This is a genomic window from Flavobacterium sp. PL11 (assembly GCF_035985025.1).
Classification (GTDB): domain Bacteria; phylum Bacteroidota; class Bacteroidia; order Flavobacteriales; family Flavobacteriaceae; genus Flavobacterium.
In genome coordinates this window covers 1-11,035 of record NZ_JAXCIA010000050.1, presented here as the reverse complement: position 1 = coordinate 11,035, position 11,035 = coordinate 1, and the positions used below count along the sequence as shown (strand labels likewise).

The following is an 11,035-nucleotide window of genomic DNA, read 5'->3' as shown; positions in this document are numbered from 1 at the left end:
GCATCTTTAAATGTACAAATTTTCTCGCTTATAAACAAAATTAAATACTATATTTGATGCAAGTAAAACGGTGGTTTTTTCACAGTCTGACGTTGTAGGCAATATGCCATCACATAGAAAATTAATCTTAACTTAAAACAACGGAACACATGAAAAAACAAAAACTGAAAAACTTACTCAAACTCGGAATACTGACTTTTGGAATTTCTTTATTACTTACCAATTGCAATAAAAACGAGGACATTGCTCCCCAAGAAACTCAACAGGAAAGAACTATAACTGAGATTTCATTTGAAGATTTCAAATCAAACTCAAACCTAAACAATCAGTTCCAGAACCTTAACAAAACCTTTAATGAAGTTAAATTATCTTCAAAAAATAATTTAAGCCAAAAAAGTTCAAGTGGTTTTAAAGACGCTACCATCCTTACAGATAACATCATAAAAATAAAAAAAGAAGGTTTTATTACTTATACGTTTACAATTTTGACCCAAACAGAAAACGATGATTTCTACAATTTAGTGCTTTATGTAAACGACAACCAAGAAATATATAAATCACATATTTTAAAGTACACACCGTCCGAAAAATGGCTTGCAGATACAAACAAACACTTTAGTGGTAATGTAAAAATAGTAGGCAATGATGTCTTTAACGTTAATGATTTATTGCAATCAAAATCATCTGTTTCTGCAAAATCAAGCCAACTTGACGATTGTATCGATGTTAGGGTAACCTATGAATGTAGCAATGGGGTTGAAGGACACCAAGAATCACCCAGAAACTCAAGTTGTCATGCAGCTGATTTTTATGTATATTATGATATTTATTCTTACCCATGCTCTGGCGGCTCAGGAGACGATGGAGGACAGATTGACCCTTATGATAACCCAGGAAATGGCAATGGCAATGGCGGAGGAGGTGGAGGTGGAGGTAGCGATGACGATGGTGGTATCGTTACAGCACCAAACACTGTACCTTACACTTGGGATATTAAAAATTTTGAAAGTGGATTCTTAAACACTGACGAAAGAAATTATTACCATTCAGATTCCAATATCAAGAACACGGTAGACAGACATTTAATTGATAACTCAATTAATAATGATTTTACTCAATTATCACAAAATGAAGTTAAAGCAGCCTTAAACTTTGGGGATAAATTAAACCTTAATTCCCAACAGTTCATTTGGGGTTTCAACAACCGCAACAGTGAGGACTTTGCAGATATCAATAATTATTTATCTGAAATAATTACCATTACTCCCAAGATAGAAAATTTTATTAAAAAAGTAATTAATAGTGAAATTGAAACCAATAATAATGCGGAAGTGGATTTTGAAGAACAAATAATCAATGAACTTACAGGTAAAGCTCTTTGCGTCTATAATAAATTAAAATCATCAAGTACAGGCTTTAAAAATGCAATTAAAAAATTTGAGGCTGAGTTTCCAGTTGCGCATTTAAAGTTCGAAGCTGACGCAACAATGTCTTCAAATACTAAAAAAGCTTATACCAGAGCACCAGAAAACTATGTTATAGATATAGTATTAAATGGTAATCCAATAAAAGATGCAAGCTATCAAAAAAGACCAAATTTATTGGTTGCTAAAACAATTATACACGAAGTGATACATGCAGAAATGTTTAGAAAACTATTATCACTTGCAAATAATAATGGAAGTATTGATGTAAGTTTAGTTAACCAAATGTTATTGCAAGGTGATTACCCAGGAATGTTAGATTACTATTTTAGAAATGGTAGCGACATTAATAGTAATTGGCAACACCAACAAATAGCTGCTCATTATCGAGAAACAATAGCACGAATATTGCAAGAGTTTGACACAGGAACCGCTATTCCAGATAACCAACAATCACAACAATTATATTTAGATTTATCTTGGGAAGGCTTAATTTACTCAAACATCACGGCTTGGCAAGAAATTATGGATGATACAGAAAGAACTCGAATAGAAAATGTAATCTCAAACTATATAAACAATAATCTTAATCAAACATGTACAGAATGAAAAAAATAATATTAATTGTTCTAGCTATTTCTTTCCAAATTTCTTTTTCTCAATCAGAAGTGAAAAAATATCTTAAGTTTGATTCATTTTCTAATTCAACCTATGAATATGAAGTTGGAGATGGAAAAAGCGAACATAAAAGGACTTTTATTAAAGAGATTAAAAAAGACGGAGATATTATTTTCTATATTAAAGACAAAATGTTTAGATATTATAATAAGTCTACTGAAATTGATTCATGTAATATTAAATACCTAAAAATTATAAAATTTTCTGACTTAAAAACTTTAAATAAAGAAGTAAATAAAGTTAACCCTTTATATCCATATAAGGTTTTTCCACATTTATATCTAGTAGAAAAAATAAATGATTCTACAATATTGAAATATAAAGTTAAATGGGAATATTACATTGAATAAATACTGCCTACAACACGGTATATAAAAAATAGCAGTTAAGAGCTATACTAAAGTTAGTTCTTTTCTGTTGTCTTAATTTCTAAATCTAAAAATGGCACCTATAAATCTGCTACTTTTCATATACCAACACGTTATGCGAGAGCAGGTTGGAACGGACAGAAAAAGGAAAAACCGAAAATGGAAAGTTGAAAAACTAAACTTTTAAAGCGAAATTTTTTTCTTATTTTTGTGGATTTTTAAAGTGGAAAATTACGCTTGCTTAAGTTTGCGCAGAGTAGAAACTTGAATATTGGAAGTTGATTAAGTTTGTAGAATGTGGAAACTTGAATATTGGAATTTTATCGAGTTTGTGGAAATTGGAAACTTGAAAAATTTGGCTGAATATTGAAATGGTAAAACAGAAACTTGAAAAGCGGAATTTTTTCTCGATTTTTTTTTGAGATTTTTAAGGTAAAAACAAGATGTTTAAGACGAAAAACAATTAAATTTGGAAAAACCAATTGTAATAAATTGGAATGGAGAAACAGAATAAATAAACTGCCATCGCCTAACAGCTAGGGTTTCGTTGCGTTCGAAGAACGAACAATGAACCCGCGGTTGAACGGAACCGATTACATGCCGTCAACACTATGGAGCTATCGTAAAATTATTTGGAGGATTTCAAGAGGATTTGGAGTCCTCTTTTTTTTTGCCGTATTGTAAGAACAATATTCATAGTGATTTCATTCACATTTATCCATAAAATCCCTTACCCATAAAGTTAATTTGTACAGGGAATTGAGCTTTGGCTATCGCCAAGATACCAAGCAGGCGGACCACGCTGGTCAAAAACCGCTATCCGGTGTAAATTGCCTGTTTTACAACAAGGACATTTGGGCAGAAAAGGTTTTTTCTCTACCTTTTCTAGCACTTTTACCTGTAGTTTTTCTTGTAAAATCTTTAGTTTCTCCCGTTTCCAAGTGCTACTCAAAAAGCCATAATGACGGATTTTTATAAAACGTTTGGGCAAAATATGCAACGCAAATCGTCGGATAAATTCTTCGTGCGTAAGTGTCATTTGTTTCTTAAATCCGTTTTGACGGTAATCTTTGTAGCTAAAAGTTACGTTTTGATTATCTATACTTTGGATTCGGTTGTTGCTAATGGCTATTTTATGGGTGTATCTTCCTAAATATTCCACCACTGATTTTGGACTTCCAAAAGGCTTCTTAGCGAACACTACCCATTGCTTTTCTTACAATTGTTTCTTGACTTTGGTATAATTATCAGGGCTTCTCTCTTTTAGTTTCTCGCAATATTTTGCCCTAAAAACTTTGGACAATGCCTTGACTGGAAACAAAAATTTACCATCGCCTCGTATGTTTTGCCACTTCCCATTTTTGTCCACACCGCCGCCTGGAACAATACAATGCAAGTGTGGATGCAGGGATAAATTTTGTCCCCAAGTATGCAGAACTGCTATCATTCCAGTTTGGATTTCTTTAGCTTTGCCAAAGGTTTTCAACGTTTCCCATGCCGACTCAAAAAGTATATTATACACCAATCTTGGGTCGTGCATCGCTAGACTATTGATACTATCAGGCAAAGTAAAAACAACATGAATTAAGCGAAGCGAATCACGAATTCAAATAAAAAACAAATAAAAGAACATGAGTAAAGTATGGAACTGGTAATAGTTCGCTCTGACGAGCTTGTATCCAATCTTCTCGATTTTTACCTTGACATTTGGGACAATGCCTATTGCGGCAGGAGTTGTAACTGATGCTGATTTTCCCACATTCATCACACGCATCAATATGACCGCCTAAAGCTGCCGTCCGGCATCTTCGCACGGCTGACAGAGTCCGCAATTGCCAGGAATTGAGCCCTAGATGCTCTACTTTGCTTCCCAGTTTTTCCAGTACATCAGCGACTTCACTTCGACTACGCTCAGTGCAGGCTACTCGACTACGCTCAGTGCAGGCTACTCGACTCCGCTTAGCAGCTATTTACGGCTGCATTTTTCAAAAAGTGTATCTAGCGGACTAAAAGCTTTTATAGTGTCAAGTTGCGCAATGTGCAAATATTCCATTGTCGTCTCGATTTGCTCGTGTCCTAAAAGATTTTTTAGTGTGATAATATCGAGTCCGTCTTCAAGTAAATGGGTAGCGAACGTATGCCTGAGCGTATGCACGTAAACCTCTTTAGTAATTCCAGCAGATTTACAGGCTTGTTTAACTGCCCATTGTACGCCACGTTGGGAATACCGACTATCAAAACATGTGCTGAGCGAAGACGAAGTATCTCCACCTGCTCTGCCTTTTGGTTGCCCGTTAAAGAGATAGGTTTTAGGTTTTTCGGCTTCAATGTAAGTTTTGAGTCCTCTAATTAAATGTTTGGATAGCGGAACATAGCGGTCTTTTTTGCCTTTGCCTTGTACCACTTTGAGTTGCTCGCGATCAAAATCCAAGTCTTGCAAACGAACACTTCGCACTTCCATACAACGCAATCCACAACCGTATAAAAGACCAATAAGCATTCTGTGTTTGAGTAGTTGGCAATTATTGAGCAACCGCCAAACTTCTTCTTTACTGAGAACTGTTGGGAGTTTTTCTCATGCTTTATCGAAGGTAAATGCAGGTATTCATAAGGCAAGCCCTCGGATTTTAAAAGAAACCGAAGTCCGTAAACACAATGTTTAAAATAGGTTTGTGATGGTGTTTTAAAACGCTTCTGAAGCATAAACAAGTATTCTTGTACTTGCTCTACATCAAGCTCTGTGGGGATTTTTCCAAAATGCAAAGCCATAGAAGCTACATGCCGAGCATAGTTAGAAAAGGTGCTTTGGCTTCTGCCTAAAACAGAAATCGTACGTTCAAATCGATGCAAGAGTTCCTCAAAATTTGGAACCTCACGAATTGCCTGATTAAGGATTTTGTTTTCCCTTAACGCATCAGGATGCTTTTTTTTGTACCCATGTAAAAAGTTTTAGTATTTTTACAAAGTACTAACATTTTCACCCAAAACACTACCGAAGGTTTAGTTCAACAGCCGTTACAAGAAATTGGGGTTTTAGGCTGAATTTAAAAATGGTTTTGTACTTGGAAAATTGGTGTTTAATGGAAAAAACTCTCATCTTTAATCCCCAACTTCTTGTACCGCCAAGACGTCAGGCTGTGAATTTACCCCACTTTTGCTCAAATTAACGCAATAACTCCTTTTCTATTCGCACAAAATTCGCTTGTAAGCGAGGCGGTTTTTGGACATAGAAATAAATGTTTACTAATTTTGAACTCGCATAAGAGCTTAAAAAAGGTCACTTTAATCAAGGCATACCCTTTTGGTGGGTATTTTGCATTCCATTTCTGGATTTTATCAATTAAATCGGGAACGCCCAGAATATTCATCGTGCGTTTGATGTTGTAAACTAACATGATCAAACTGTGTTCGCCATTTACTTTTTCGAGTCCCGTTAAATTGGTGTGATTATAACCCCATTGGCGTTTTATAGTTCCAAAAATATGCTCATTAATCTCTTGTCGTGTGCGGTATAATTGGGGGTTTTCTTTATAGCGTTTATTATTTTCTTCAACAGCGTCAGCATACTCACTTCGGTCAATCTCTCGTCCCCCTGTTCTACTGGTGCAAAGGTCTTTCATTGGACATTCTTTGCAGTCTGGTGTACGGTATTTCTTAAATTTATAACCACTGTTTTCCGAGCGTCCCGTTTTTTTATGCCAGCTTCCAGTGGTTTTCAAAGTCTTTCCTTGTGGGCAAGTATAGGTGTCGGAGTCGTTATTGTACACAAATTTAGATACAAAATAATCGGGTTGTGTGCCGTTTTCGTTGCTTTTTCCTTGGGCAGGTTGGGCTACAATAGTGGTAATATTATGGTCCTTGCACTGATTGATTTCGCGTCCGTTGTGGTAGCCTTTGTCTACCAAAGCCGTGTAAGTTTCTATGTTTAGATTTTCTTTAGCTTCGATTGCTATGGCTGCTAATGCGCTACGATCATTGCGATTAATAGTGTGAGTAGCAACTACTAAATTGTGTTTATTGTCTACCGCTGCCTGGATGTTGTAACTTATCTCGACCACAACTCCCTGAACCAGTAGTGCGCGTGAGTCAGAATCGGTGGTGCTAATTTACTTCGTCCGTTCGCTCCTTCGGGCTCGGGTGCGTATCGCCACTGGCTTTTAGTTTTTCTTCTAGTAATTCATAGCGGATTTTGTTTTTCTTTAAACGCGCTATTTTTTCTTGGATTTTAGTAACGGTTACTGTGTTGTCTTTTACATCATTTGTTTCTAATTCTGTGAGATATTCTTGGGTTCTTTCTTCAATATAAGCCAAGTGTTTGTCAATTTTCTTTTGGTTAAAATTTGCTTTCTTACTGTTGTGTGCTCTACTTTTTGTGCCATCAATGGCGATGGTTTCACCAGCAACCAAGTCGGCATCTTTCAAAAAAGAAACAAAGAGTTTGAAGAGTTTTCTAAGCCCAGCTGGGTTTTGCTTTCTAATCCCGATCGATATCGGGAGGAAATGCTATGATAATTCGGGCAGATATCTTCTAAGAGCCATTGTAATTCAATATTTCGAACGCACTCTTTTTCTAACTTCCTCGAGATTATTAATCCATTGAGGTAACCGTATAAATAGATTTTAAGAAACAACTTAGTGTTAAAACTCGGACGACCTTCGGATTTTATAGTTTGCACTGTAAAACCAAGTGCAGCGAGTGAGATATGCTCTACAAAAGCTTCAATAAAACGTCCCGAAGCTTCGAGAGGATTATCCAAAGCGATTTTATCTTCTAAACTGTTTATTTGTAACTGTTGACGCGATGTTCCGGATATATGTTGCATCTTTAAATGTACAAATTTTCTCGCTTATAAACAAAACAATTTGGCTATATTTGTAAGAAATAAGACGGAAATTTTTTCAAAGACTGACGTTACCAGAAATGCGCATGGATTTCGCAGAAAAAAAAATTCATAATAATTTCCCAAACTGGGAACTTTTGTGTATCTTCGTCAAAAATTTAATCATTGCGAGTAATTGCTAAAAAAATATTGCGGGATTTTTGGGAAGTTCATAATGATTGTGAACAACAATTGAAAGCTTGGTTTCAGGAAACGAGTAAAGTTCTTTGGAAAACTCCAAATGAAATAAAAATGGAATATCCAAGTGCAAGTATTCTGAATGATAATAGAGTTGTATTCAACATCAAAGGAAATAATTATAGATTAGTTGTAAAGATTAATTATGATTATCAAATGGTTTGGATTCGATTTATTGGAACGCATGGAGAATATGATAAGATAAACGCAAACGAAATTTAATTGATATGGAAATTAAACCTATAAAAACAGAAAAAGATTATAATCAAGCAATTGAAAGACTTGAAATAATTTTTGACGCTAAATCTGGCTCGCCGGAAGGAGATGAACTTGAAGTACTTGGAATTTTAATTGACCAATTTGAAAATGAAAACTTTCCAATTAGTTTACCTGATCCAATTGAAGCAATCAAATTTAGAATGGAGCAGATGGGTTATAATCAAACTGATTTGGCGAACATCGTTGGACTAAAAAGTCGTGCGAGTGAAATTCTAAACCGAAAAAGAAAACTTTCATTGGAAATGATAAGACAACTTCATGAAAGATTGCATATTCCAACTGACGTATTAATTCAAACATATTAAATCCGCACTTCTGGTAACACACGCTAAATGCAATTGCTGATTTCCGCCTGCTGGAAATTGTATTTTCACGAATTATATTTATCAAGGCAAAGAAAATTCGGCTCGCTTACATCAGCAACTTCTTTTAGCGCGGGAACATCAGGCTGTGAATTTACCCCACTTTTGCTTAAATTAACTCAATAACTCCTTTCCTATTCGCACAAAATTCGCTTGTAAGCGAGGCGGTTTTTAGACATAGAAATAATTTTTTGATAATTTTGAACTCGCATAAGAGCTTAAAAAAGGTCGTTTTGATTACGGCATACCCTTTTGGTGGGTATTTTGCATTCCATTTCTGGATTTTATCAATTAAATCGGGAACGCCCAGAATATTCATTGTGCGTTTGATGTTGTACACTAACATGATCAAACTGTGTTCGCCATTTACTTTTTCGAGTCCCGTTAAATTGGTGTGATTATAACCCTCCTGGAGCTTCGGAACCGTTTGATATTTCCAAAGATGTGTTCGTTAATTTATTCAGTCTTTTTTATTGTTTTTTTTGTCTTCATGATTTCCGCTATGCTCCAATTCTTGTCGTTTTCGGTATAACTGTGGGTTTTCTTGATAGCGTTTATTATTTTTTTCAACAGCATCAGCATACTCACTTCGGTCAATCTACTCAATTTAATATTTGTTTTTTTGGTTTTCGTGATTCGCTTCGCTTAATTCCCTTCCCCCTGTTCTACTAGTACAAAGGTCTTTCATTGGACATTCTTTGCAGTATGATGTACGGTATTTCTTAAATTTATAACCGCTGTTTTCCGAGCGTCCCGTTTTTTTATGCCAGCTTCCAGTGGTTTTTAAAGTCTTTCCTTGTGGGCAAGTATAGGTGTCGGTGTTGTTGTTGTACACAAAATTAGATACAAAATAATCGGATTGTGTTCCGTTTTTGTTGCTCTTTCCTTGGGCAGGTTGGGCTACAATAGTGGTAACATTATGGTCCTTACACTGAGTGATTTCGCGTCCGTTGTGATGATCTTTATCTACCAAAGCCGTGTAAATCTCTATAAGGTCCACATATATATTTGCTGAAATAATTGTTATTTTACATCACATTTATGTTGAAAATGTTTATTCAGGATGACATTTAAAATTTTGTACAAATACAAATCGAGTATTAAATAATTGAATTAAATTTGAAAATACGACATTCAAGTTAAATGTGGATACTACTAATGACAATTTCACATGATCATAAAAAAACAGTAATAGTACATTTTCAAAGATTTGGTATCAGTAGGAGTATGATCAATAAAATCTACAGACTACTTTAGATAAAAAAAATGATAATTTAATTTTTAAAAAAGAATTATCTGAAGTTTAAATCGTTATCAATTGTAAGCTTTCAACACATTGAAGCCAAGATAAATCAATAACATTTGTACTTTTATTTCTATTTATAATGGATAACTCTGTGCAAGCAATTATAACAATATAGTTTTTTGAATACTTAGAAATTAACGTATTGAAGATCATTAAATCTTGTTCAGTTTCAAGATAAGCATAAACTTTTTTACGCAATTCATCTAAAAATAGCATCTCTGCAGTAATAAGATTTTCTATTAGCTTTTCATCAATAAAGTAGGTTAAATAGTTATTATTGTTGGTGAATTTTGTTCCAAAAAGAACAATTTTTCTTTCTTTTCTATTAGCCAATTCTTTAATTAATAATTTAAAAGGATGAATAATGTTTAATCGGAAGTTCATGCGATCTAAAATCTGATGAATAGTGATATTTGGAACTAATAAATAAACATCAGTAACATCATATTTTTTTAATTCATATTGCAAAATAGGTGAAATAATTGCTATGTTTTCTGGTAAAAAAGGATTAACCAAATTAAAATCCAATTGGTTTAAAATAAAAGGAAATGTTCCGTAATTTCCTTTTAATTGAAAATACAACTGATGCAATTTTTCTTGATAAAATAATGTGCTTCTGGCTCCCAAGCCTAAAATAACTATTCGTACCATTATGAGATATATTTTAAAATTATTACCACCAAATATTTATTAGAATTATTTATTTTTGAAAATTGAACCACTCTTTTTCTTTTAAAAGCGAAAAAACTATAATTTATATTTTATTGATTACATTTTGAAGATTTTATTGTTGGACTGTTGTAATCCAATAAAAAATTTGATTTAAATGGTCAAGAATTATGCATAATATAGATTTTATAAGTATAACTCCAATATACTCATCAAAGATTAACTTTTACAGTATTTTTAAATTAAATTTTTAATCAGTTCTAAAACAGTAGAACAATTCAATTTTTGTTGTGCAATAAAACAATTATATTTACTAATAATAGCAGTATTTTATAAATACAATTACTATTTAAAAAACCCAATGACAGTTTAAAAACAATAAGAATTGATGGACGGTTTAAAATATATTTCGACTGCATCGCAACGATAATGGAAGCAATTGGAGTTTTGACAAATTTCGTTGGATCATTATTCATCATTTTTAGATTTATTTATTCATTAAAAAGTATAAATCTTGTCATTTATATTATATTGCGGCAAGCAGCTGTAAAATCCATTTTTTTCGGGCTTAGAAATCTTAATCGCTACCGATATAATGGCAACAATTAGAACGAAACCTTCTTTAAAATCAGTTTCTATTTTAGGTATAATTGTAATTATTAGAACTTTTTTAAGTCTTTCACTTCAATGGAGTTACAAGAAAAATTACGTTGGCAAAAATTTAAGGAAAAGAATGATGAGTACAGCTTATCCATATAAAATTTAATATTAACTTTTACGAGGTCAGTAGATAATTTCATATCTTGCAACTCAACAAAATAGGGGAATTATGGATTTATTTACAGGACAAAACCTTTTAGAGTTTGCTGAA

12 protein-coding genes and 1 pseudogene are annotated in these 11,035 nt (G+C 33.5%); 5 read left to right on the top strand and 8 right to left on the bottom strand.

Annotation, left to right across the window (positions count from 1 at the left end):
• The first annotated feature begins 149 nt into the window (after window positions 1–149).
• Complete coding sequence (locus tag RCH18_RS15515; RefSeq protein ID WP_326937685.1) at window positions 150–2,033, top strand: hypothetical protein; 1,884 nt, start codon at window positions 150–152, stop codon at window positions 2,031–2,033.
• On the top strand, window positions 2,030–2,452 hold the full coding sequence (locus tag RCH18_RS15510; protein ID WP_326937684.1) for a hypothetical protein: 423 nt from the start codon (window positions 2,030–2,032) through the stop codon (window positions 2,450–2,452). Before RCH18_RS15515 ends, RCH18_RS15510 begins: the two co-directional genes overlap by 4 nt.
• 760 nt (window positions 2,453–3,212) lie before the next feature.
• On the opposite strand, the pseudogene RCH18_RS15505 reads toward RCH18_RS15510, so the two are convergent.
• The 5 genes and pseudogenes from RCH18_RS15505 to RCH18_RS15485 form a co-directional block, all read right to left on the bottom strand.
• Window positions 3,213–4,440, bottom strand: a pseudogene (locus tag RCH18_RS15505) (IS91 family transposase).
• On the bottom strand, window positions 4,437–4,970 hold the full coding sequence (locus RCH18_RS15500; RefSeq protein WP_326937683.1) for a tyrosine-type recombinase/integrase: 534 nt from the start codon (window positions 4,968–4,970) through the stop codon (window positions 4,437–4,439). The pseudogene RCH18_RS15505 and the gene RCH18_RS15500 overlap by 4 nt, the downstream one beginning before the upstream one ends.
• Window positions 4,971–5,628: 658 nt before the next feature.
• Window positions 5,629–6,528 carry a transposase gene (locus RCH18_RS15495; protein WP_326937682.1) on the bottom strand — a complete coding sequence of 300 codons (900 nt, stop codon included), beginning with the start codon at window positions 6,526–6,528 and terminating at the stop codon, window positions 5,629–5,631.
• 43 nt (window positions 6,529–6,571) lie between these two features.
• Window positions 6,572–6,892, bottom strand: coding sequence for a hypothetical protein (locus RCH18_RS15490; RefSeq protein ID WP_326937681.1), 321 nt, complete (start codon window positions 6,890–6,892; stop codon window positions 6,572–6,574).
• Window positions 6,889–7,293: a transposase gene (locus tag RCH18_RS15485; protein WP_326937680.1), complete on the bottom strand. Its 405-nt coding sequence runs from the start codon at window positions 7,291–7,293 to the stop codon at window positions 6,889–6,891. The genes RCH18_RS15490 and RCH18_RS15485 overlap by 4 nt, the downstream gene beginning before the upstream one ends.
• A 183-nt stretch (window positions 7,294–7,476) precedes the next feature.
• Between RCH18_RS15485 and RCH18_RS15480 the strand changes: the two genes are divergently transcribed.
• Together RCH18_RS15480 and RCH18_RS15475 are read left to right on the top strand one after the other, a co-directional pair.
• A complete protein-coding gene (locus tag RCH18_RS15480; protein WP_326937679.1) occupies window positions 7,477–7,770 on the top strand; it encodes a type II toxin-antitoxin system HigB family toxin in 294 nt (97 codons plus the stop codon).
• Between the two features lie 5 nt (window positions 7,771–7,775).
• The gene (locus RCH18_RS15475; protein WP_326937678.1) at window positions 7,776–8,132 is read left to right on the top strand and encodes a helix-turn-helix domain-containing protein; all 357 of its coding nucleotides are present in this window, start codon (window positions 7,776–7,778) and stop codon (window positions 8,130–8,132) included.
• A 166-nt stretch (window positions 8,133–8,298) separates the two neighbouring features.
• Here the strand turns inward: RCH18_RS15475 and RCH18_RS15470 are convergent, their stop codons facing one another.
• From RCH18_RS15470 to RCH18_RS15460, 3 genes are all read right to left on the bottom strand, one after another.
• The gene (locus RCH18_RS15470; RefSeq protein WP_326937677.1) at window positions 8,299–8,535 is read right to left on the bottom strand and encodes a hypothetical protein; all 237 of its coding nucleotides are present in this window, start codon (window positions 8,533–8,535) and stop codon (window positions 8,299–8,301) included.
• Window positions 8,536–8,796: 261 nt separating this feature from the next.
• The gene (locus tag RCH18_RS15465; protein ID WP_326937676.1) at window positions 8,797–9,189 is read right to left on the bottom strand and encodes a transposase; all 393 of its coding nucleotides are present in this window, start codon (window positions 9,187–9,189) and stop codon (window positions 8,797–8,799) included.
• A 303-nt stretch (window positions 9,190–9,492) separates the two neighbouring features.
• A complete protein-coding gene (locus tag RCH18_RS15460) occupies window positions 9,493–10,146 on the bottom strand; it encodes a hypothetical protein (RefSeq protein WP_326937675.1) in 654 nt (217 codons plus the stop codon).
• A gap of 592 nt (window positions 10,147–10,738) precedes the next feature.
• On the opposite strand from RCH18_RS15460, the gene RCH18_RS15455 reads away from it, so the two are divergent.
• A complete protein-coding gene (locus RCH18_RS15455) occupies window positions 10,739–10,930 on the top strand; it encodes a DUF1622 domain-containing protein (protein ID WP_326937686.1) in 192 nt (63 codons plus the stop codon).
• Window positions 10,931–11,035: the final 105 nt, after the last annotated feature.

Bases quoted from the DNA above. Each gene is read 5' to 3' on its own strand.
- RCH18_RS15515 (WP_326937685.1), top strand. From the start codon at position 150: ATGAAAAAACAAAAACTGAAAAACTTACTCAAACTCGGAATACTGACT.
- RCH18_RS15510 (WP_326937684.1), top strand. From the start codon at position 2,030: ATGAAAAAAATAATATTAATTGTTCTAGCTATTTCTTTCCAAATTTCT.
- RCH18_RS15500 (WP_326937683.1), bottom strand. From the start codon at position 4,970: ATGCTTATTGGTCTTTTATACGGTTGTGGATTGCGTTGTATGGAAGTG.
- RCH18_RS15485 (WP_326937680.1), bottom strand. From the start codon at position 7,293: ATGCAACATATATCCGGAACATCGCGTCAACAGTTACAAATAAACAGT.
- RCH18_RS15475 (WP_326937678.1), top strand. From the start codon at position 7,776: ATGGAAATTAAACCTATAAAAACAGAAAAAGATTATAATCAAGCAATT.
- RCH18_RS15470 (WP_326937677.1), bottom strand. From the start codon at position 8,535: ATGTTAGTGTACAACATCAAACGCACAATGAATATTCTGGGCGTTCCC.
- RCH18_RS15460 (WP_326937675.1), bottom strand. From the start codon at position 10,146: ATGGTACGAATAGTTATTTTAGGCTTGGGAGCCAGAAGCACATTATTT.